The sequence below is a fragment of the Agrobacterium tumefaciens genome (genome assembly GCF_009649785.1).
Taxonomy (GTDB): domain Bacteria; phylum Pseudomonadota; class Alphaproteobacteria; order Rhizobiales; family Rhizobiaceae; genus Agrobacterium; species Agrobacterium tumefaciens.
In genome coordinates, this window is sequence record NZ_WJOK01000004.1 from 111,297 (window position 1) to 132,883 (window position 21,587).

Here is a 21,587-nt window from a genome sequence, read left to right on the forward strand (position 1 = left end):
CATGACTTATGTTCACCTCGCTGCCTCCCATCAGCAGCGGAAGACCGTTGAAGAAATAGCCAAGAAAAGCTGCCGTACCATGTCCATAGAAACTACAATTTCCACAGGGGAAGCCAGATCCCGATCCGCAAACTGGGGCGGTGTGTTGGCGATGACGCTCTGCGTTTTCGCCCTGATCGCGTCTGAATTCATGCCTCTCAGCCTGCTGACGCCGATCGCGGATGAACTGCGCATCAGCGAAGGATCGGCCGGACATTCGATCGCGATCTCCGGCGCTTTCGCCGTCGTCACGAGCCTCTTTGTCTCGTATCTCGCGGGAGAGTGGGACCGTAAGCTGCTGTTGCTTGCTCTGACGGCACTGATGGCCCTTTCTGGCGTGACCGTGGCGATCGCACCGAACTATGAAATATTCATGGTCGGGCGCGCGCTCATCGGGATAGTGATCGGTGGGTTCTGGTCCATATCGGTGGCGACCGCCATGCGTCTTGTACCGGAGCATCTCGTTCCCCGAGCGCTTGCAATCTTTAACAGCGGTAACGCGCTGGCAACTGTCGTTGCTCCTCCGCTCGGCGCGTTTCTCGGATCGATCATCGGTTGGCGAGGTGCCTTCTTCACTGTCGTCCCCGTCGCGGCGATCGCATTCCTGTGGCAGCTGGCAAGCCTCCCTTCCATGAAGCCCCTCCCCGGGAAAACGTCAAAGAATGCATTCAGGCTACTGAACCGTCCTTTGATCGCTATCGGCATGGCATCGGTCTCGGTCTTCTTCATGGGCCAGTTCACGCTGTTCACCTATGTCCGCCCGTTTCTCGAAACTGTGACACGAGTAGATATCTCGGTACTCACCTTCATTCTTCTGGGCATCGGAGTTGCCGGCATCGTTGGCACCAGCCTTATCGGTTACTTTCTCGCCAACCGCCTGTATCGCGTTCTGATCGTCATCCCGGCTCTGATGGCGGTGACGGCCGTGATACTTGTTGCCTTCGGCAACACTCTCCCTGTCGCGGCGATAGCGCTTGCGGTCTGGGGAATGATCGCCACTGCGGCGCCAGTGGGTTGGTGGGCGTGGCTCGCCCGCTCACTGCCGCAGGATGCGGAAGCCGGAGGTGGTCTCATGGTTGCGGTCATCCAGCTTGCGATATCAGCCGGTGCGATAGTGGGCGGATTTCTTTACGACGCATCCGGCTACCGCATGACTTTCCTGGCAAGCGCAGGTTTGCTCCTGGCCGCGTCAGCGCTGGCATTCAAATCATCGAGAATATCCTCGTAAAGCAGTTCGGCATGGGAGCATTCCAATGATCGACCGGCGTCTATTTCTTGGGCTGGCTACCGCGGCCACAGCTTTCCCGTCCGCATTGTTCGGTCAGGCAACAAAAACGGAGGTATCCTTGATGAGTTTCCGAATGGCCTTTGGTGGTCACAGCATGACCGCGACCTTGTTCGACAACCCGTCGGCACGCGAGCTCATGAAAATGCTGCCGCTCGATCTCACGATCGAAGACTATTCGACCAACGAGAAAATCGCATATCTGCCTCGAAAGTTGACGCAGGTCACGGACACGCCGTTCGATAACGCACGTCCCGGCGACATCGCTTATTACGCGCCATGGGGTAATCTGGTCTTCTACTACGACAGCTACCGATACTCGAAAGGGCTGATCCGCCTCGGACGCTTCGATGACGGCTTCGAGCCACTTTTGACCCGAGGCGAATTCTCTCTGCGCATAGAGCGGGACTGACACGCGCCTGCCAAAGGTAAATGCCACTAACGTCGGGAAAGCAAGCGGGCCATGGCATGATGGGGTGCCGGCTTATCGCTATCGGGTCCGCTTTCCCTTTCTAGACGTGCACGAATCTTTTCGATTTCCTCTTCCGTGAGGTGCTCGATCCCAATGAAGTCACCGCGCGCCTGCTCCACCGCCCGCAGCAGCTCGTCCAGTTTTGCTTCCATCGCTGCGGAATCCCTGTTCTGTGAATTCTGCACGAGGAAAATCATCAGGAAGGTGACAATGGTCGTACCCGTATTGATGACCAGTTGCCAGACCTCCGAAAACCCAAAAAGCGGTCCGCTGATCCCCCAGACGAGCACGGTTCCGAGAGCCACCATGAAAGCCGTTGGAGAGCCGGAAAATGAAGCTATAGCGCTTGCGAAGCGAGTGAAGAATTTATTCATAACACGCTGCCCCTTGTTGCCATTTTAGGGATGCCAACCAACCAACAAAATGCACGATTGTTCCGGGGTGCCGTGACAGCAGAAGTTCCGATTTACACTTCGATCCGCCGCAAGCCCTCGTTTGTGGTCGTTTGCGCCAAACTGGTCGGTGAATTCTCCCCAACGACAATGAGGCGGCCACCAACTCTCCTACCCCGGCATTCAAGCAGGTCAGCACAAGCGTCGGTGCCATCACCTCCGCTTGACTATTCTCCGAAGCATGGAGCCTCTCGCCTTGCGAGGAATGAGATCGATATCGCTGACAAGCTTTGCGCCCCCCTCCCGCCGTTCCAATGTGATCTTCCGGCTATGAAACGCTTCCAGTTCGGCACGATGCGCTACACTTACGATCGTCGCATCGGGTAGCTCATCAATTACCGTCTGCATCATCTTGTCCTGACTTTTCTCGTCCAGAGCCGCCGTCGCCTCGTCCATAACGATGATGTCGGGGGCGTTCAGCAACAGGCGTGCGAAGGTCAGCCGTTGTTTTTCGCCACCTGATAAGGTCTGGTCCCACGGCGCCTCGTCTTCAATCTTGTCCTTGAGTTGACCCAGACCGACCTTGTCGAGAGCGGCCCCGATCTCTTCCGGCGTCCAGCTCTCGGCCGGTTGCGGATAGCAGACCGCCCGACGTAGCGTGCCGGCCGGAATATACGGCCGCTGCGGCAGCATGAACAATCGGCTGCCGGCGCGAAAATTGACGCTGCCCCCACCCCATGGCCAGAGACCGGAAATGGCCCGAACCAGTGTGCTTTTGCCCGAGCCCGATTCCCCCGCGACAAGCACTCTCTCACCCGCGCCGATCTCGACATCCGTCTCCTTGACGACGGCCGTTCCGTCACCGAGAGAAACAGACACATCCTTGAGGCTGAGTATTGTCTCGCCTTCCGTTTCGCCTCGCACGATCCGACCGAGAGTGTCGCTCTTTTCGGCCCGCTCCAGGCCATCGAGCGACATCATCAGGGAGGCAACACGTCGCGCGCAGGCATTCCAGTCGGCCAGACGGGGATAGTTGTCGACCAGCCAGCCAAATGCGGATTGGACAATGGTGAAAGCGGAAGCAGCCTGCATTACCTCGCCGAGAGACATGCTTCCATCGAGAAACTTCGGCGCGCACAACAGAACCGGTACGACGGGGGCAATCAACATCGATCCATTCGATACGACCGTGGTGCGCATGTATTGCTGCGCCATGAGACGCCACTGCCGCCGGACATTGCCGAAGCGCTTGTCCAGATCGCTGCGCTCCTCGTCTTCGCCGCCAAGCAGGGCGATGCTCTCACCATTCTCCCTGACGCGCGTAAGCGTGTAGCGAAACTCCGCTTCAACCTGGTTCTTGACTTCGGAAACCTTGACGAAGTTCCTGGCAATGAAGGCGATGGAACTGGATGTGATGATTGCATAGATAACAGCCGCAATCACGAGAAAGCCGGGGATCGTGATCCAGACACCCGCGATGGAAACCGTGAGAGCGCCACCAATCGTCCACAAGACAACGATAAAAGTGGAGGCAGACACGAATGCAGCGATGACACCTGAAACAAAATCCACGGGCGCCTCGGTGGCAATACGCATATCCTCCGAGAGCCTTGCCTCGGGGTTTTGATGGTCACCATCGATCAAATTGAGCTGATAATAGCGGCCATTCGCAATCCATCTTCCAACGAGCGCCTTTGTCAGCCAGGAGCGCCAGCGCCGCTGAATGCGCATCCTGACATAGACCTGCGAGGTCACGATAAAGACACTTCCCAGGACGAGCAGCGGAAAGACGGATCCGAGAAAATAGACCGTCGACGCGTCGCGTTTCTCAATCGCGTCAAAAATCCCGCGATTCCAGACGTTGATGCCATACTGGAAGCCGACATTTATGCCGATCATAGCCAGAAGCCCGAGCGAAAACAGCCAGGCCAGCCGATCGCCGCGACGGCTCCAGAAACCTCGCGCGCTGATCCAGAAGCGCTTCAGCAGATATTTCCTGCGAGCCTCCTCGGCCTCCTCCGGCGTCAAGCCCAAAGCAGGTTCCATCTCCTCGGGCGGGAGCGGATCATCGTTTTCATGGGCATCGTTTTCGGATGCGGTTTGGGTGCCAGTCTCGTCGGCACCAACGACCGGCTTCGGTCCTGCGTCATTATCGATCATGGGCGCTAAACGAACGATGCGTCGAAAGGTTTCACGGCTTTGTGATGCGTCGTGAAATATAATTCCGTTGCTGCGCGGGGCTTTTCAAAAGCCTCTAAATACACGGCTTTCTGGCCCGCTGCCGACATACCGGAATCGCGCTGGCGGATATTGTGACCGTTGGTGGAGACGGTCCAGGTGCATCGCCATGGGGTGCCTGACTTGGCCCGCGGTGCGACAGATCATATTGACGGTTAACCGCGTGTTGACTTCCCGTTTGACGAGATGGCCTAACATAAGCAGAATCTGAAATTGGACCCCGCCGCACCCGGTTTTCATGCCGTGCGGCAAGCATACGGCGCCATCATGCGACTTAGTACCATCACGAACCTGGCTTATGCTGTCACCCTCGTGCTCACGACAGTATCGGCGACCACATTCATTCTATCGGCCAGAAGCGCTTCTCAAGAGCGGGTGGCAATCCAGAATCATCTTGAACTGACCGATCTCGCCGAAGAACTGGCGATCATTGCGGACGAGCGCACCGAGGAGGCGCGTCTTTACGTCATGCGAGGCGACGAACAGCATCTCGCAAAATTCTACGTCGACGAAGATCAGGAAAAGCACCTTGAAAACACCCTGGACAAACTCGCAGCTCTTGGTGTTTCGCCGCAAGAGGCAGGCTCATTTCAGGACATACGAAAGAGCGCCGACGCACTGGACAAAATGGAGCGCGATGCAATCGGTTTCTATCGATCCGGCCGCCAGAACGATGCACAGCAGGTCCTGTTCGGCGATGAGCACTATCGACTGCATACGGACCTGCTGACAACCGTCGCGACGCTGAGAGAAGCCATTGCGGCCCGCTCGCAGGCGATGGTTGACCAGGCTAAAGACCGAAGCGATTTCTACGGATCGATCGCGAAAGTGATGCTTGCGCTCACCGCCCTGATGTTTGTGGCCGTACTCTATTTTGTCCTCAGCAGACGCGTTGCCTTGCCGCTTATCAAAATGAGCAACATCGTCACGCGCCTTGCCCGGCAGGATTACAGTATCGACCTGCCCGACGAAGGCCGGCGTGACGAAATCGGTGAAATGAACCAGGCTATCAGGATCTTCCGCAGCAACGGGCTGGAACGGGAACGGCTTGACGCGGAGCACCGCAGGAATCAACGCATCAAGGACCTGATCCTGCAGATGATGCATCGGATTCAGGCCTGCCAGAATCAGGAAGAATTGTCCGACGTCGTTTCGAAATTCATGCCGCAGATTTTCCCGGCCATTGCCGGCCGCCTGCTTGTTCTCAAGGAAAACAGTTCGGTTCTCCAATCGACCGGACAATGGTCCGATCCTTCGTTTTCCGCCCCGGAATTTTCGATAGACGATTGCTGGGCTCTCCGTCGCGGACGTCCCCACGCCAGCAACCCGGGCGGAGACGATGTTGTCTGCCATCACCTACATGGCAGTTTCGGAACAGGCCTGTGCATACCACTCACCGCATTGGGAGAAACCGTCGGCTTATTGTATCTTGAAATTCCGCAGAGTAGCGAGACGCTGGAGTTAGAGCGGCTATATCTCGAACTCCTCGCCGAAAATATAGGCCTTGCCGTTGCAAACCTCCAGCTTCGGCAGCGGCTGGTTGGCATGGCACGGCAAGACGCACTGACTGGGCTTTTGAACCGTCGATCGCTTGATGAGACGCTGAACAGGCATATTGAAAAGCCAACCAATTCGCTTGCATGTCTGATGCTCGACATCGACCATTTCAAGCGCTTCAATGACCGGTTTGGCCATGATGCCGGAGATGCAGTGATGCAATATGTCGCCCAGGTGCTGTCGGAAGCTGTCGGCGATCTGGGTGAACTATTCCGTTTCGGCGGCGAGGAATTCACCGTGCTCATGCCGACTGGAGGCATTGAAGATGCCATCAAGGTTGCGGAGAAACTCCGGCACGCGGTCGAGCGCGCACCTTTCACCTACCGGGGCCGTCTGCTTGACTCGATCACCATATCCATCGGTATCGCAACGTCACCGGGCGCCGGAACCGTGAGCAGCGTCCTGGAACGGGCGGACGCTGCGCTTTTGAGCGCCAAGCAGACAGGCCGGAACAAGTGGGTGTCGGCCGAGAAGCCTCCAACCGATTAGGTAGAGGCTCCGCCGCGCCGATTGCGTGGTTATCGAAGCAGCAGCCGACCTAGCATATTTGACCTACTAGACGATGAGGTTCGGGTTCTTCCACAGCTGGAATCCGCCTTCGAAAGCAAGCGCATTGTCTCCGCGGCGGCATCGGGGCGGCAGGGTATCGAGTTTTTCGACATTACCGCCGCCGATGACCACCTCATCCGGTTCAAGGGCGGCAGTCAGACGCTCTACGACATCAGTGACGCGCTTTTGCCATTTGGCATTGCCCTTCTCTTCGCGATACGCCTCTCGGAGATAGTGCTCGTACGTTTTGCCCTTCCGATAGGGAAGATGAGCGATCTCCATGGGCTGGGCCACGTTTTCAACGATCATCGCAGCCCCCAGGCCTGTTCCGAGACCGAGAAACAACATGCGCCCGCCCTGATAGGAGCCGATTGCCTGCATCAGCGCATCGTTAACGATACGAACGGGGCAGCGGAAAGCGCCGGCGTAATCATAACCGACCCAGCCTGTACCCAGATTGACCGGTTCGCGAAGCGGTTTGTTGTGGACGACCGGACCGGGATATCCCATGGCGATGACGTCATAGGTCATGTCTTTCGCCATGGCGGTTACGGCAATGACCATTTCTGGCCCAGTCATCGCCTTGCCGCTTTCGACCTTGCGCTCGTCGCCACCGGCACTTGAGCGGATCTTGACGTGGCTGCCGCCGATATCGATCGCTAGAACGATCCGATCCTGTGTCATTGAACTACCGTCCGTAGTATTTGCCGGCATGGGCGTCACTCCGGATCAACCCAACCGCCAGGCGGCGCGAAACTCTCCATCTCGACCGGACCCCAGCTTCCTACGGCATAGCGTGGCGGCACCGCCGGGTCGTCGAGAATGGGCTCAACGATTTTCCATGCAAGTTCTGCCGCATCCTGACGGGTGAAAAGCTGGCGTTCGCCCGCCATCGCATCGCCGATAAGCCGTTCATAAGGCGCCATGTCGCCGATGCCGTCATCGACAGCACCCAGTTCCACCGCCTCGCCGAGCATACCGTCCCCGGCAGCCTTGCGGCGCGCGCCAATGCCGATGGCGATATCTGGCCCGAGCCGAAAGCGCACATAATTTGCGGCCGCCGCCTCAACATCGCCGAAAAGCGCTATCGGCGGCCGCTTGAAACGCACCACAACTTCGGTTGCATGGGCAGGTAGGTTCTTTCCGGCGCGGATGAAGAAAGGCACGCCGTTCCAGCGCCATGTGGCCACACGAAACCGCACGGCGGCAAAGGTCTCGCGGCTGGAGCCGGGCGCAACGCCGGGTTCGTCGAGATAACCGTCGAACTGGCCACGCACAACATCCTCGCGGCTGAGTGGTGGCATGGCTTTGAGGATCTGCACTTTCTCATCGACAAGATCGTCCGAAGCGCTTGTTGCCGGTGGCTCCATGGCCAGTAGCAACAGCACGTTGATGAGATGGTTCTGGATCACATCCCGGATGCATCCAACCTCGTCATAAAACTTTCCGCGTCCCTTGATGCCGAAATCCTCGGCCATGGTGATCTGCACGCTTTCAACATGGTCGCGGTTCCAGACCGGTTCAAGAAACGCATTGGCGAACCGGAAATAAAGAAGATTCTGAATCGCCTCCTTGCCGAGAAAATGGTCGATACGAAAAATGGCGTCCTCTTCGAAAACCGCGTGCAGCGACTGGTTCAGCGCCTCCGCCGTGGCAAGATCGCGGCCAAACGGTTTCTCCACCATCAATCGTGCCGAGGCGGCTATTCCGGCCTTATCAAGCCCGGTCACCACGGTTTCAAACAGTGACGGCGGAATGGCGAGGTAATAAAGCGGATGACCGTGGTCACCGAGTTCAGCGCGCAGCTTTTCGAATGTCGCCTCGTTACGGTAGTCGCCGGACACGTAATGCAGTTGAGAAGCGAATTTTTCGAAGACGGCTTCATCGATCTTGTCGACGTGGCTGGTAACCGCGTCGCGCGCCCTCGCGATCAGCTGATCGCGCGACCAGTCATCGAAGGCGACACCGATGACTGGCGTTTGAAGCGCGCCGCGTTTCACCATGGCGTAAAGGGAAGGAAAGATCATTTTGTAGGCAAGGTCGCCCGTGGCACCGAACACCACGAGCACGTCCGATCGCTGCTTGTCCATGGCCGGCGCCCTCATTTTGCTTTTTCCAGATGGCCACCAAAGGCATTGCGCATGGCCGAGAGTACCTTGCCGGCAAACTCCGCCTCACCGCGTGAGGAGAAGCGCTCGAACAGGGCGGAAGCCAAAACAGGCGCAGGAACACCCGTTTCGACGGCCGCCTGAAGGGTCCAGCGCCCTTCGCCTGAATCTGACACCCGCCCGCCATACTGGTCGAGATGAGGGTCCTGCTTCAGCGCCTCCGCCGTCAGATCGAGCAACCACGAGCCGATGACAGACCCATGCCGCCAGACCTCCGTCACGGCAGGAAGATCGATGTCGAACTGGTAGTATTGCGGGTGGGCGAGCGGCGCCGTTTCCGCATCGGCCTCCCGGTGCTGCGTGCCGGCATTCGCGGCCTTCAAGATATTCAGGCCTTCCGCATAGGCGGCCATAACACCGTATTCGATGCCATTGTGAACCATCTTGACGAAATGCCCTGCGCCTGACGGTCCGCAATGCAAATATCCCATTGGCGCCGTGCCGGTGACGGGATCGGCCGCGATGCCCTGGCCCGCACCGGGAGAAAGCGAAGCAAAAATCGGATCGAGCCGCTGCACGGCACCCAACGGGCCACCGATCATCAGAGAATAGCCGCGCTCCAGACCCCAGACGCCACCGGATGTACCGGTGTCGATGAAGTCGATGCTACGGGGCGCAAATTCCGCCGCCAAATCGATGGCATCCCGGTAGAAGGAGTTGCCGCCATCGATGATGGCATCGCCCGCCTGCAGTCTGGCGGCAAAGTCACGAGCAATTTTCGGCGTTATTGCCGCGGGCAGCATTAGCCAGACGGCGCGTGGCGGTGACAGCTTCGCGACCAGGTCGTCCGGCGAGGTCGCGCCAACTGCGCCTTCCTTCACCAATGCTGCGACATTGTCGAGATTGACGTCGAAGACCACGCAATCATGACCCTGTTTCAGAAGACGGCGCACCATGTTTGCGCCCATTCGTCCAAGCCCAACCATTCCGATCTGCATGCTGACACTCCATTTGTCCAATGCGCGATATGTACTTCATTCGCCGAGGCGAACGGTGAAATCCTGGTTTTCCCAATTCCCTGTGTTTGGCCAAAAGAAAGTAAAAACAATTGCGTCGCCCGCCGCCATATCCTGAACGGGCAAGTCGACGAAATATGTGCCAAGGCCGGAAGCAATCGTTCTGGTGTCGCTGGTCGTCACCCAGCCATCCGCACTCCAGTGCACGACAGCATCATCCGTCAGTTCGAGCCGCAACATCTTGCCGGCCGGTATCCCGGCAATCTTGTTATTGAAACACCAGATCCGAAGGTGGGAAGGCGTCTTGTTGAGGATGTATCGTTCCACACCCTGCGGCGGCATGTCGAAAACGGAACCATCTGCAAGCGACCGCAGAAGTTTGATATGTTCAGCATGCGCCCAGACCAGCGGCATCGCACTTCCTGAGGGCTGGCCGTAGAAAAGCTCGTATTCGGGGATGTCGGGCTGGTCCCAGAGCTGCTCGGGGAAAAGGCCGTTCCCACCGGCCGATTTCTCCAGCGTTACCAGCAGCGCTTCGGCCACCTCCCGCCTTCCCGCAGCAAGCTCGTAATGGGCGCGTTCGCCGGTCAAAAGCGGCCATGGCCGCCCCCGCCCGGTGCCGTCGAATGCTGCTCCATCGGCGTGCTCACCATATCCATCGCCCGTATATCTATACCATACAGGCCCCTGCGGCAGATCGGCACGCAGGCAATGGTCGATTGCTTTGATCGTCGCGAGAATATGCGGATCGTCAGGCGCGCGCAGGCCGAAGCGAACAAGGGCAAGCGCATCGGGGCTGATGACGTCGCTGGTCGGCAGCGTGGAACGGTCCGGCGTCTGGTTGCGGATGGGCGTATCGCCGAATGGTCGAGCTACGTCGGTCGCGTCAGGCGAAGCGATGCGAACATAGTGGCCGGAAATGCCAAGCGCGGCGCAGAATGTCTCGTCACCGGCAAAGGTCCATTGTTCGATCTGCTCGTTCCAGCAATCAGCCGTTTCCCGTAGATGTACGGCTACGGCAGCATCACCGTCCATATCGATAAGCTCGGCAGCGGCAAGCAGCGCAGCGATCTCGACGGCAAGGGTGAAGGGACTGTAGCCGGCATCCTCTTCCCACCTGTCCTCCCCGGTCGTCGGGCCATTTGCCAGAATATAGGCTGCGGCGCGGTGGATCATCGGCATAAAATCCGCCCGCGTGGCATGATCCAGGTGACCATATCGATGCAGCATATCCGCCAGCAGGATCGGAAAGGCGCATTCATCCATCTGTACGCCCGGCCAATAGGGTTTGCCATCCAGCCAGAGATTTTGCGGCCAGCGACCCGATGGCTGCTGCACCTGACGAAGATAATTGAGGATCGCCAGCGCCTCATGGTGATCGCCGGCCGCCAGAAATCCGCCGGCCGCTTCCACCAGATCGCGCGGCCAGACCAGGTGATAACCACCGAGATCGTCATCGCTCTTCGATGCGCCCCAAGGGATCGAAAGGCTTGCAACAACAGCGCCCGGCCGGTCGGCGGCACGATGTGCGGCGAGCACTGCTGTCGACACCCGATAGGAATTGATGCCGTGATGCGTATCGCGGTCGAGCGTTTCCAGCCGGTCTTGCCAGTTGCGCCAGTTGGCAACGTAGGCCTCGTGCGCCCGTTCAAAGCCATGCTTCAGACTGTAAACGGCCGCCGCAGCCGCTGCATATTCCGTCTCGCCAAAGCCGAGCGCCAATGTTGCCGCGCCATTGACATCACTGAAGTCGATCTCACCTGCCAGCGAGACATTTCCGTCATCGGCTCGCTGGTACTCTTCAACGATGCGTCCGTGCCGATGCAACTGCTGCCAACCATCGGAAACACCCACGAAACCGGCGCTGACTGCCCGCCAGGGCAGATCGCAGACAAGCGCAAGATATCGTGAACGGCCGGTCGCGAAGAGGACCTGATGTCCCTCATAGTCGCCAATCCAAGCCGAGTTAAGATTGCCTGCATTGACGAGATGAGGTGCCAGCAGCGCAGTCACGCGATAATCCGAAATTTGTCCCTTCAGGGGAATGAACGAAAGCTGCTGAAGAACACTGGCCCGCGCGGGATCGCTGATCACCTGTTTCTCAATTCTGAACGAGCCATCCGTCGCCGTATTGGTAATGTGAAATGCCGGAATTCCGCTTTTAAAAGGGCGGGTGACGGATACGCAGTCGCGTTTTTCCTCCGAAAAGTAACCCTCAGGCCCAGTGACAACAAAACCGAGATCGCGGGTGCAGGCACTGTCTATCCTCGGATAATAGACCTCGTTCAGAATGCCGTGGCTGAGCGTGAACCAGATAGGCGATGCTTCCGACAGCGCAGTGCCGACCCCGTTTTTGGCGCTCGACGTCCAGCGCGCTTCTATGCCAGGCGCGCCCGGTGCAAAATCCAGTCCGGTGCGCATCATGAAATGTCTCGGTTACGCTGATGAGGCAGGCGAAAGTGGCGCGAATTGCAGTCCTGAGCAGTCATGACGGGTATCTCGACCTTGAACCAAGGCTCTGTTCCTGGATAACAACAGGAAACCGGCTTACCGGTTCCTTGCTCATATCCACAACGGATGCAGCCTCGCCATAAAGCTAGGTATTGGCGAACTGGTACACAACTAAAGATTTGGTAATTTAAGCCGCGCCGCGCGTGGAGGTTTCGGGTTGCAGGACCAACACGCTCAGCCACCAAGCCGCCGCTAGAGCGGGCGGCCGTTGGGGATCACACCGATATTGCCGATGAACCGGCTATTCCAAGTGGACATCAACCGCCCGACCAGCCCCTTGCATTGCCTATGGCGCGTGCAAAGCGAGCGTGATCCGCTTCTTCGACCGATCCGTCGGGTTTGAATATCTCCGCATCTTTTCGCATGGCGGTGACATCGATATCGCACAGTTCCGCGAGACCAAGCGCCGTCAACTCGCGCATGGCCGGAACGCAGATGGTCCGACCACTGGCAGCGGCCAGGAAACGGGCGAAATAGCGACTGTTCGACAGGCCGCCATCTATCGAAATCGTACCGCCGATGGGAACGAAAGTCTGCGCGGCTTCGATCAACCGAACCGTCAGCAGGGCAATGCCCTCAAGCAGGGCGCGCACCATGTCACTCCGCGCCGTTGCGTGGTCCATGCCGATGAAAAGCGGTACGGCCTGTCTATCCCAATATGGCGCGGCAAGGCCCGAGAATGCGGGCACGAACACCAGTCCACGACGAACGGCCGATGAACCCTCAAAACCGTCAAGTTCGGTATTGTCAACATAAAGGCCGATCTTTCGCGCCCATTCCAGCGCGGCACCGGCGTCATAAACCCCGCCTTCTATGGCGAAAATGGCTGCGCCGCCTTGCTTTTGCCAGCCAATGGTGGGCAGAAGCTCCCCCGACAACGGGCGTTCGTGACCAGCGATGGCCAACAGAAAGGCGCCCGTGCCGAAGGTTATCTTACAATCGCCCGGTTTGCGGCAACCGTGCCCATAAAGCGCCGCCTGCTGATCGACGATGGAAACGCGAATGGGCGTTCCCTCGATGGAACCGAAGCCGCCATTAACAGGACCGATTGCGGGCAGGCAATCCAGCGGCACCCCATGAAGAGCGCAGAGTTCCGGGCTCCAGGCACCGGTTGCCAGATCAAGCAGTCCCGTCCGCGAGGCCGTTGCAAGGTCGGTGCGGAAACAGCTTGCAAGCCGATCCAGAAAGAATGCGTCGGTGGTGCCCAGGCGCAACCGCCCTTCGGCTCTCGCCCGTGCCACCGCCGGATTGTGCCTTAGCAACCACGACAGTTTGCTCGCCGAAAAATAGGGATCGAGCGGCAATCCGCAAATCTCTTTCGATCGTTCCGCAGCCGATTGGGGCAGAGCGGCCAGGGCTTCGGCGGTGCGGGCATCCTGCCAGACGATGACCGGCGACAGCGCTTCCCCACTCTCGGCATCCCACGCCAGGCAACTCTCGCCCTGGTTGGCGATCGCGATCGCATCTACCGGCCCGGCATCGGCCAGTACCGCGCGGATGTTGCGCAAAAGCTCTTCCGGATCATGCTCCACATGGCCGGGGTTTGGATAGAACTGTGCATGACGCAGGCTTGAGACGAGTTGCGCCGTGCCACCGTCGCTTATCACAACGCATCGGGTCGACGTCGTTCCCTGATCGATCGCCGCTATGCGCATCAATTCGTCTCCTGAAAGTGAAAGGCAATCTGGGTCGCCTCAACGGCGGCGCGGGGAATGGGCACAAGCACACGGCGTTCCGGCAGCCACCGGCCGGACTTGCTCCACACTTCCGTTCCATCAAGATGAAGCGAAAGCCTGCCTTGAACACGTCTGATGAAGCGCAGCTGAAAATCGAGAAAAGCCGGCCGGTCGAGCCCCCCCGATCGCACCATGGTGGGTACCGCGAGTTTGAGCGGGTCGGCGAAAGCGATACGCACTGCCTTTGCGTTGCAGGGTTCGAGGGTGAGATCGTCGGCAACGGCAGCACCCACGCGGCGGCCTTCGCGAAACGACCAGCCACATGTTTCCACGGCCCGCAATACGTTCCCCGTGGCGAAGAACATCGGATTGGCCATCCGGCCGTCCTGATCGATCGTAGGTCCATCGCTGCCTGCCGCAAGATCAACAGGGGATGCGTTCAGAAGCGTTGCCTCCGGCGTGAACCGCCCGGTGAGGAGAACACCATCGCACTTGACGGTGAGGATACGGCCATCTGCCAGCCGGATGTCGGCCTCCTCGACACGACCGCTCCCACGAATGTCCACAAGTGTTGCGCGGCAATAAAAGGCCACTCCGACCAATCGGGGAAACCACCGGAAAAGCGACCGCGCCAGCGGTTCCGGCTCAGGCTCGATCATCGCCACCGGCCGCGCGCCATGCGTCAGGCATGTGAGAAGCGCGGAAAAGGAAACCAGTTCCGAACCAAGGATAAGCGGCCGGCGAAAGGGCATGATGCCGTGAAAGGCGACATAGGATTGCAGCGTGCCGGTGGTGATCACTCCCACCGGCCGGTCGCCTGGCAGGAGCCGCGCTGAGCGTGGTTTTTCCCGCGCGCCGGTCGCCAGCACAATGCGCCGGGCCTTCAACGTTTCCACGCCGCGCGCAGACGTAACCAGCAGCGTACCGTCCTGTCCGAGTTCCACCACGGAATGACCGGTGCGGACATCAACGCCCGCATCCTGCGCCTGCCGCTGCAGACGTCGCGCATAGGCCGGGCCGAAATAAACGCGTCCGAATTCGCGCATGCCGAAAGGCGAATGTGTGCAATGACGGGGTGCGCCGCCAAGCGCTGGCTCACGCTCGAGGATCGTCACACGCGCGACGCCGCGTGCTTTCAGCTCCAGCGCTGCCGCCACGCCCGCCGGGCCGCCGCCGACCACGATTACATCTGCATCCGGAACGTTTTTTTGCATCTGCTGAAAAGGCTTCCGGGAGCTCATCGATCGTCTCCCGGACGGACCGCAAGCGGTACAGCCAGACGGTCGCCCGTCATCGCGGCCAGCCGGGCGTTGCAGTAAAATCCCTGACAGCGCCCCATGCCGGCGCGGGTGCGCCGCCGCAAACCTCCGAAATCACCCGGCGGCACCGCGCTGGAAAATGTCGCCTCGATCTCACGGCGGGTGACAAGCTCGCAATGGCAGACGATTTCGCCATGATCGGCGCGCTGCCAGTCCCGCTCGAAGGTTTCGCTCAGGTTCGGCATCGTCACATGAGGCACTGCGGGCGGGGGCATGAAGCGCGTGCCGAAACTTTCGTGAAGCGCCAGAGCGTGCTGCGCCAGACCAAGTGCCGCACTGAGACCGGTGGATCGCACGCCGCCAAGCGTGATCGCGCGCCGGTCCGGCCGTGCGGAAATCCGGTAATGTTTCTTCTCGGAGGCCGGGCGCAAGCCGGCATAGATAGCGGTCACGGGAATGGAGGCCAGTACCGGAACGATCTCCCTGCCGCGCGTCAGCAGCGCTTCCAGCGCCGCCGTTTCTACCGTCGCACGCTCGCGGTCATCCTGTTCTTCCGCCGTCGGGCCGATGAGAACGTTGCCGAAGGCGGTTGGACACACAACGATGCCCTTGGTGATTTCGGTGGGAACGGGCAGGACGATGCGCGGCACGTGCCGGCGGGCGGCCTTGTCGAGAACGACGAATTGTCCCTTGCGAGGCTTGATGGTGAAGTCTGGGACAAGCCCCAGCCGCGCATCGACGATATCGCCGAACAATCCGGCCGCATTGACAACGCTCGCCGCAAGAATCGGACCCGCCGTCGTCTCTATCCGCCACGCGCCATCAAACGCACCGGACAGGACTTCGGCGTTGCGCACCAGCTGCGCGCCAAGCGCCACCGCTTGCGTAAGATAGCCCAGCGGCGCGGACCAGGGATCGATGACATGTTCACCCGGAACTTCGAGTGCTGCGACAAGACGGTCGGACAAGCCGGGCATGGATTCCCGGGCTTGCCGGGCCGTAAGCAGACCGAGCTCGGCAATGCCGTTGCGTCGCCCCTGCTCGGCGATCGCCTCCAGGCTTTGCGCCTCGTCGGGATTCCACGCACAAACCAACGCGCCGGTTTCAACGAGGCTAAGGCCCATCTGCCTGTGGATGGACAGATATTCTGCCCGGCCTGCCTTCACCAATTCCAGTTCCAGACTGCCTTCAGGCGCATCGAAGCCGGTGTGGAGGATAGCGCTGTTGGCCTTCGATGCCCCGGAAAGAATATCGGACCCCTTCTCGATGATCACGACCTTTGCACCCGCCAGTGCGAAACGACGGGCAACCGCGCAACCGACCACCCCGGCACCGATGACGGCGACGTCGAATGCTGTGGAGAGGCTCTGGACCATGGGCTTGCCTTTATTTTCGTGGTTCGAAAGCGAAATCAATAGGCGCAACGGATCGAGCCGATGCACCTTGCCGGTTCGTGGCTATGAATGAGATCTGCTTTGTTTCTAGTCGGACAAAGCCGTCAGCGGCTTTTCGAATTCAACCAGCGTCACGCCACTTGTCTCCTGCTGGCACATGGCGCTGATCAGGGTCATGATCTTGCCCGCCGCTTCGACAGGCGGCACGCCACCATCACGAATATTGGAAATGCAGTTGCGTCGGGAATCCGGCAGCCCGGTCTCCGGCCTGAAGGTGACATAGGCGCCAAGACTGTCGGCTGCCGAAAGGCCCGGGCGCTCGCCAATCAGGATCACCGTCACCTTTGCGCCGAGGACGGCTCCCACATCATCCGCCAGCGCAACCCGTGCCTGCGTGGCAAGTGTGAGCGGCGCAACCGTCAATCCGTTGCTTGCAAGTAAATTAAGCAATGCCGCTGCCACCGGCACTGCATTCATCTCCACAGCCGTTGCGGAAAGCCCGTCGGCGATTACCAATGCGACATCGGCTCCCTTGGCCTGCCCGTCGAGCGCCAGACGGCCTTCGTCTGAAAGAGCACGGCCGAGATCGGGTCGGCGCAGGTAATCCGCACGGTCCTGCGCGCGGCTTGCGACATGCACGACATCCGCACCCGAAGCGCGCAAGTCACGCTCCATTTTTTCAATGTCCAGCGGACGCCACACGGCCTGGCGCGCCTGCGCATGATCCAACAGAAATGTCTGTACCGCGCGCGTGGGCGGGCTTGCACCCGTGCGGCCGAGCGCCACGCGTGCATCGGTTGCCACACGCAGGGCCTTGAGACGTTCCGGCGGGCTGGAGATGAGGGAGGGCCGGCGGTCACGCATCAGGCGGCGTCCCTTCCAAGAAAATCAAGTTCGCGAAGCCCGCGGTTCATCAGCGCAGGGTTCTCGATCATATGGCCGGCGGCATCCGTCACGCCCATATTCACCAGCCACTCCTCAAACTCCGGCGCAGGCCGACGCTTCAGCGTTTCGCGGGCATAGATTGAATCGTGATGGGAAAGCGTCTGGTAGTTCAGCATGACGTCGTCCGAGCCTGGCACGGTAATAACGAAGTTCACATCAGCGGCGCACAGCATGGTCAGCAGCACGTCCATGTCTTCCTGGTCGGCATCGGCGTGGTTGGTGTAGCAGACGTCGACACCCATCGGCAGGCCAAGCAGCTTTCCGCAGAAATGATCTTCAAGCCCGGCGCGAATGATCTGCTTGCCATTATAGAGATATTCCGGACCGATGAAGCCGACGACGGTATTCACCAGAAGCGGCGAGAATTCGCGCGCCACGGCATAGGCACGCGCCTCCATCGTTTGCTGATCGACACCAAAATGCGCATCGGCCGACAGGGCAGCCCCCTGCCCCGTCTCGAAATACATGAGGTCGCTGCCGATAGTTCCGCGCTTCAGCGACTGACCAGCCTCATGAGCCTCTCGCAGAACGGCAAGATCAATGCCGAAGCCCGCATTGGCCTTCTGGGAACCGGCAATCGACTGGAAAACCAGATCGACGGGTGCAGCGCGCTCCATCGCCTTGATGGCCGTCGTCACATGGCCAAGGCAGCAGGTCTGGGTTGGAATGTCCAGCCATTGCCGCAGATCGTCAAGCAACTGCACGACGCGGATATAGTCCGTCACAGCGCTGGTGGCCGGGTTAACACCGATCACCGCATCGCCGCTCCCCAGCAGCAACCCGTCAATGGCCGAGATGGCGATGCCACGGGAACTGTCAGTCGGATGATTTGGCTGGTTGCGGGTGGACAGGCGGCCGGAAAGACCAATCGTGTTGCGAAAACGGGTCACGACTTCCCGTTTGGCCGATACCGTCACGAGATCCTGCAGACGCATGATCTTGGAGACTGCCGCCACCATTTCCGGTGTCAGACCCCAACTTACCGCTTCAAGTTCCGCGTGCCCGACCTTGGAATTGAGCAGCCACTCGCGAAATTCACCAACCGTCAGAGAAGACACCGGCGCGAAGGCCAGTGCGTCGTGCTGGCGCGCTATCAGGGCCGAAATCTCGTCCTCGTCCGAGGCGATCAATTCCTGTGCAACAAAGGTGGAAAGCGGCAGATCGGCCAGCGCCATCTGTGCCGCCAGTCTCTCCACCGGCCCTTCCGCCGCGATCCCGGCCAATTGGTCACCTGACCTTTCCGGCGTCGCCTTTGCCATCAGGGTTTTCAGATCGTCGAAACGATAGGTCGTGCCGGCTGCGATCTGTCGATAAGCCATTTTTCTGGCCCCTTACTTCACGAAAGTCTTCGTGAGGCCCACCGTGCGGTCCACGATCAGGACGACGGCAAGCGTGAGCACGATCAGAAGAACGGAGATGGCGGCAACAAGCGGATCAGCCTGGGTTTCGACATGCTGATACATGGCAACGGGAAGCGTCGTGATGCGCGGACCGGTGAGGAACAGCGAAATCACGGCTTCATCGAACGAGACGAGAAAGGAAAGCGCTGCCGTTGCAACGATGCCAGGCGCGATCATCGGCATGGTGACGCGGCGAAAGACGGTAAGAGGTGACGCCCCGAGCGTGGAGGCGGCCTCCTCGTAGATCAGCGGCAGGCCCGCAAGCGACGTGGTGAGTACACGCAGCGCATAGGGCAACACGATGATCAGATGCGCGATCACCAGACCCGTGAATGTACCGAGCAGGCCCGCACCGGCAAAGACGATCAGGATCGCAAGGCCAAGAACGATGGTCGGCAGAAGAAGCGGCGCGGTGAAGAAGGCGAGCAATGTATCCGCGCCAATCACCCGCATCCGCACGATGGCATAGGAGGCGGGCAGCGCAATCAGCATGGACAGCACGGTAACGATGACCGCAAGGAGCGTGCTGGTGCCGAGGGCGCCGATCATCTTGGAATTGTGCATGAGATCCACATACCAGCGCAGGCTCCAGCCGGAGGGTGGGAAGGTCATGTAGCTGTCGGCCGAAAACGAGATCGGCACGACGAGCACCACGGGCGCAAGGAGGAAAAGGAACATGATGAAGGCGACAATTTTCAGCGCCAGCGGAGCGGGACGTTCTTCCATCTTCGATCTCCTTTACAGAATGGCCCGCAGAAGCCGGGAATAGAGCACCAGGGCGGCACCGAAAATCACGAGGATGATCATCGAAAGCGTAGCGGCGAGTGGCCAGTTGAGCGTCACGATGGCCTGATCATAGATTTCCGTTGCCAGCAGGAAGACGCGGCCACCGCCGAGCAGCTTGGGAGTGATGAACGAACTGACGGCCAGCACGAAGGAGAGCAGGCAACCCAGGGCCACGCCGGGCATGGTGAGCGGCACGATGATCCGCCAGAACACTTTCCAGGGCGATGCGCCGAGCGTTTCCGCAGCTTCCTCGACGCGAGGATCAAGCCTGCCGAAGCCAGCGAGGAGCGCCAGGATCATATAGGGCATCAGGATTTCGGTAAGCCCGATGACGACGCCGATCTTGTTGAACAGCAGACGCACCCCGCCTTGCGCGCCCAGTGCGAAGAGGATGTTGTTGATGAGGCCGTCATCCGCCAGAATTGCGATCCAGCCATAAGTGCGCACCACCGCCGAGGTGAGCAGCGGCGAAATGACCAGCACCAGCAAAAGCGTTTTCCAGCGACCCTGCGCCCGGTGAAGGTAGAGGGCGATGGGATAGGAGGCGAGCAGCGTGAGAACGGTGATCATAAGGCTGGTCAGGATGCTCTGACCAATCAGCTCGATATAAAAACCGTCGGTCAGTGTCGACGACCAGTTGTCGAGCGTATGGGCTTCCCCGAGACCGCCGCCGCCGAGGCTTTCGCGGAAGGAAAGCAGCAGCAGGTTGAAGACGGGCAACACGAAGGCCAGACCGTTGACCGCAATGATGGGTCCAAGAAGAAGGGTTGCGAGAAACACGATGGAAGAGGTACGGCCACCGGGAGCCGTGATCATGACCGCCGCCGTCATCGGTTTGCTCCGAAGACCAGAGTATCCTCCACGCGCCAGACGAGACTGACCGCGCTGCCTGCTGCGACCGGCGTTTCACCGCCGGACGTCGCGCGCTCCACGGACAGGGTCTGCCCGCCAGCGGCGATTTCGTAGTGGAGAATGTCGCCGGCATAATAGACATCGCGGACTTCGCCGGCGATGCGATTGACGGGCGCTCCGTCGAAATCGGGGACGGCGTCGCCAGCGACGGTCATGGCCATGCGATGCGGCCGTACCATCAGGTCGATCTTACCGCTGTGCGCACCGGGCGCTCGCAGCACCGCATCGCCAACCGTGATGCGGTCACCGGCGGCGTTGCCGACCAGCCTGTTGGTGCGACCGACGAAGGAGGCGACGAATGCAGTGGCCGGGCGCTCATAGAGATCGTGCGGCGTGCCAAGCTGTTCCAGGTGCCCGCCATTGAGCACAGCGACCTTGTCGCACATGCTGAGCGCCTCAACCTGATCATGCGTGACGAAGATGGAAGTGATGCCAAGCTGTTTCTGGATACGGCGAATCTCGGCGCGCATCTCGTCGCGCAGCTTTGCGTCAAGATTGGAAAGAGGTTCGTCAAACAAGAGAATGGACGGCTGGATGACGAGGGCGCGCGCCAGTGCGACGCGCTGCTGCTGGCCCCCGGAAAGCTGTGCGGGGCGACGGTCCTCGCGCCCTTCCAGACGCACCATGGCAATGGCCTCACGGGCACGGCGTTCCGCCTCGGCAGCAGGCACTTTGCGCATTTCAAGACCGAACATGACATTCTTGAGGACCGTCATGTGGGGGAAGAGCGCGTAGCTCTGAAAAACGAGGCCAATGTCACGCTTATAAGGCGCAAGTTTCGTCACGTCCTTGCCGTCGATCAGGATAGACCCCGAGGAGACAGGAGAGAGGCCTGCAATCATGCGCAGCGACGTCGACTTGCCGCAGCCGGAAGGACCGAGGAAGGCAACCAGTTCGCCCTTGGGAATCTCGAGATTGAGATTATCCACGGCGACGATTGTCTCGTAGCGCTTGGTCAGTGAACGAATCGAGAGGAATCCTGGCTGCATGGTATCTGAAGTTCCCATTCTGGCTTCTTGCCTTTCTCCAGAACATCTCCGACCCGCAG

The 21,587-nt window shown here is 59.7% G+C and carries 17 protein-coding genes; 3 read left to right on the plus strand and 14 right to left on the minus strand.

The window, feature by feature from the left end; genetic code table 11:
* Positions 1-79 precede the first annotated feature (79 nt).
* Both GH784_RS05795 and GH784_RS05800 read left to right on the plus strand, forming a co-directional pair.
* Positions 80-1,267 (plus strand): MFS transporter, encoded by a 1,188-nt coding sequence (locus GH784_RS05795; RefSeq protein WP_173995222.1) that lies wholly within the window; start codon positions 80-82, stop codon positions 1,265-1,267.
* 25 nt (positions 1,268-1,292) lie between these two features.
* Positions 1,293-1,736 (plus strand): cyclophilin-like fold protein, encoded by a 444-nt coding sequence (locus GH784_RS05800; protein ID WP_112154437.1) that lies wholly within the window; start codon positions 1,293-1,295, stop codon positions 1,734-1,736.
* A 26-nt stretch (positions 1,737-1,762) separates the two neighbouring features.
* Here the strand turns inward: GH784_RS05800 and GH784_RS05805 are convergent, their stop codons facing one another.
* Both GH784_RS05805 and GH784_RS05810 read right to left on the minus strand, forming a co-directional pair.
* A complete protein-coding gene (locus tag GH784_RS05805) occupies positions 1,763-2,170 on the minus strand; it encodes a low affinity iron permease family protein (RefSeq protein WP_013761309.1) in 408 nt (135 codons plus the stop codon).
* A 231-nt stretch (positions 2,171-2,401) separates the two neighbouring features.
* The gene (locus tag GH784_RS05810; RefSeq protein ID WP_019566385.1) at positions 2,402-4,348 is read right to left on the minus strand and encodes an ABC transporter ATP-binding protein/permease; all 1,947 of its coding nucleotides are present in this window, start codon (positions 4,346-4,348) and stop codon (positions 2,402-2,404) included.
* Between the two features lie 345 nt (positions 4,349-4,693).
* Between GH784_RS05810 and GH784_RS05815 the strand changes: the two genes are divergently transcribed.
* The gene (locus GH784_RS05815; RefSeq protein WP_026330958.1) at positions 4,694-6,472 is read left to right on the plus strand and encodes a diguanylate cyclase; all 1,779 of its coding nucleotides are present in this window, start codon (positions 4,694-4,696) and stop codon (positions 6,470-6,472) included.
* A gap of 66 nt (positions 6,473-6,538) precedes the next feature.
* On the opposite strand, the gene GH784_RS05820 is transcribed toward GH784_RS05815, so the two are convergent.
* The 12 genes from GH784_RS05820 to GH784_RS05875 all read right to left on the minus strand — a co-directional run bounded on the left by GH784_RS05820 (position 6,539) and on the right by GH784_RS05875 (position 21,528).
* A complete protein-coding gene (locus tag GH784_RS05820; protein WP_111804122.1) occupies positions 6,539-7,216 on the minus strand; it encodes an ROK family protein in 678 nt (225 codons plus the stop codon).
* A gap of 35 nt (positions 7,217-7,251) precedes the next feature.
* Positions 7,252-8,637 carry a glucose-6-phosphate dehydrogenase gene (gene zwf, locus GH784_RS05825; RefSeq protein WP_019566388.1) on the minus strand — a complete coding sequence of 462 codons (1,386 nt, stop codon included), beginning with the start codon at positions 8,635-8,637 and terminating at the stop codon, positions 7,252-7,254.
* Positions 8,634-9,638, minus strand: a complete 1,005-nt coding sequence (gene gnd / locus GH784_RS05830) for a phosphogluconate dehydrogenase (NAD(+)-dependent, decarboxylating) (protein ID WP_019566389.1) — start codon at positions 9,636-9,638, stop codon at positions 8,634-8,636. The genes zwf and gnd overlap by 4 nt, the downstream gene beginning before the upstream one ends.
* A gap of 36 nt (positions 9,639-9,674) precedes the next feature.
* Complete coding sequence (locus tag GH784_RS05835; RefSeq protein ID WP_194842948.1) at positions 9,675-12,080, minus strand: glucan 1,4-alpha-glucosidase; 2,406 nt, start codon at positions 12,078-12,080, stop codon at positions 9,675-9,677.
* A gap of 344 nt (positions 12,081-12,424) precedes the next feature.
* Positions 12,425-13,822 (minus strand): FGGY family carbohydrate kinase, encoded by a 1,398-nt coding sequence (locus GH784_RS05840; RefSeq protein ID WP_153793269.1) that lies wholly within the window; start codon positions 13,820-13,822, stop codon positions 12,425-12,427.
* Complete coding sequence (locus GH784_RS05845) at positions 13,822-15,084, minus strand: NAD(P)/FAD-dependent oxidoreductase (protein ID WP_113090437.1); 1,263 nt, start codon at positions 15,082-15,084, stop codon at positions 13,822-13,824. The genes GH784_RS05840 and GH784_RS05845 overlap by 1 nt, the downstream gene beginning before the upstream one ends.
* Positions 15,081-16,478, minus strand: coding sequence for an NAD(P)/FAD-dependent oxidoreductase (locus GH784_RS05850; RefSeq protein WP_153793270.1), 1,398 nt, complete (start codon positions 16,476-16,478; stop codon positions 15,081-15,083). The genes GH784_RS05845 and GH784_RS05850 overlap by 4 nt, the downstream gene beginning before the upstream one ends.
* A gap of 105 nt (positions 16,479-16,583) precedes the next feature.
* Positions 16,584-17,360: an ethanolamine ammonia-lyase subunit EutC gene (eutC, locus tag GH784_RS05855; RefSeq protein ID WP_153793271.1), complete on the minus strand. Its 777-nt coding sequence runs from the start codon at positions 17,358-17,360 to the stop codon at positions 16,584-16,586.
* Positions 17,360-18,760 carry an ethanolamine ammonia-lyase subunit EutB gene (locus tag GH784_RS05860; protein WP_019566395.1) on the minus strand — a complete coding sequence of 467 codons (1,401 nt, stop codon included), beginning with the start codon at positions 18,758-18,760 and terminating at the stop codon, positions 17,360-17,362. Before GH784_RS05860 ends, eutC begins: the two co-directional genes overlap by 1 nt.
* A 12-nt stretch (positions 18,761-18,772) precedes the next feature.
* A complete protein-coding gene (locus tag GH784_RS05865; protein ID WP_013761321.1) occupies positions 18,773-19,567 on the minus strand; it encodes an ABC transporter permease in 795 nt (264 codons plus the stop codon).
* A gap of 12 nt (positions 19,568-19,579) precedes the next feature.
* Positions 19,580-20,458: an ABC transporter permease gene (locus tag GH784_RS05870; protein WP_003517681.1), complete on the minus strand. Its 879-nt coding sequence runs from the start codon at positions 20,456-20,458 to the stop codon at positions 19,580-19,582.
* Positions 20,455-21,528 carry an ABC transporter ATP-binding protein gene (locus GH784_RS05875; RefSeq protein ID WP_019566397.1) on the minus strand — a complete coding sequence of 358 codons (1,074 nt, stop codon included), beginning with the start codon at positions 21,526-21,528 and terminating at the stop codon, positions 20,455-20,457. The genes GH784_RS05870 and GH784_RS05875 overlap by 4 nt, the downstream gene beginning before the upstream one ends.
* Positions 21,529-21,587 lie beyond the last annotated feature (59 nt).

Bases quoted from the DNA above. Each gene is read 5' to 3' on its own strand.
- eutC (WP_153793271.1), bottom strand. From the start codon at position 17,360: ATGCGTGACCGCCGGCCCTCCCTCATCTCCAGCCCGCCGGAACGTCTC.
- GH784_RS05800 (WP_112154437.1), top strand. From the start codon at position 1,293: ATGATCGACCGGCGTCTATTTCTTGGGCTGGCTACCGCGGCCACAGCT.
- gnd (WP_019566389.1), bottom strand. From the start codon at position 9,638: ATGCAGATCGGAATGGTTGGGCTTGGACGAATGGGCGCAAACATGGTG.
- GH784_RS05865 (WP_013761321.1), bottom strand. From the start codon at position 19,567: ATGGAAGAACGTCCCGCTCCGCTGGCGCTGAAAATTGTCGCCTTCATC.
- GH784_RS05850 (WP_153793270.1), bottom strand. From the start codon at position 16,478: ATGGTCCAGAGCCTCTCCACAGCATTCGACGTCGCCGTCATCGGTGCC.
- GH784_RS05845 (WP_113090437.1), bottom strand. From the start codon at position 15,084: ATGAGCTCCCGGAAGCCTTTTCAGCAGATGCAAAAAAACGTTCCGGAT.
- GH784_RS05820 (WP_111804122.1), bottom strand. From the start codon at position 7,216: ATGACACAGGATCGGATCGTTCTAGCGATCGATATCGGCGGCAGCCAC.
- zwf (WP_019566388.1), bottom strand. From the start codon at position 8,637: ATGAGGGCGCCGGCCATGGACAAGCAGCGATCGGACGTGCTCGTGGTG.
- GH784_RS05805 (WP_013761309.1), bottom strand. From the start codon at position 2,170: ATGAATAAATTCTTCACTCGCTTCGCAAGCGCTATAGCTTCATTTTCC.
- GH784_RS05870 (WP_003517681.1), bottom strand. From the start codon at position 20,458: ATGACGGCGGCGGTCATGATCACGGCTCCCGGTGGCCGTACCTCTTCC.
- GH784_RS05810 (WP_019566385.1), bottom strand. From the start codon at position 4,348: ATGATCGATAATGACGCAGGACCGAAGCCGGTCGTTGGTGCCGACGAG.
- GH784_RS05860 (WP_019566395.1), bottom strand. From the start codon at position 18,760: ATGGCTTATCGACAGATCGCAGCCGGCACGACCTATCGTTTCGACGAT.
- GH784_RS05840 (WP_153793269.1), bottom strand. From the start codon at position 13,822: ATGCGCATAGCGGCGATCGATCAGGGAACGACGTCGACCCGATGCGTT.
- GH784_RS05875 (WP_019566397.1), bottom strand. From the start codon at position 21,528: ATGCAGCCAGGATTCCTCTCGATTCGTTCACTGACCAAGCGCTACGAG.
- GH784_RS05795 (WP_173995222.1), top strand. From the start codon at position 80: ATGTCCATAGAAACTACAATTTCCACAGGGGAAGCCAGATCCCGATCC.
- GH784_RS05815 (WP_026330958.1), top strand. From the start codon at position 4,694: ATGCGACTTAGTACCATCACGAACCTGGCTTATGCTGTCACCCTCGTG.
- GH784_RS05835 (WP_194842948.1), bottom strand. From the start codon at position 12,080: ATGATGCGCACCGGACTGGATTTTGCACCGGGCGCGCCTGGCATAGAA.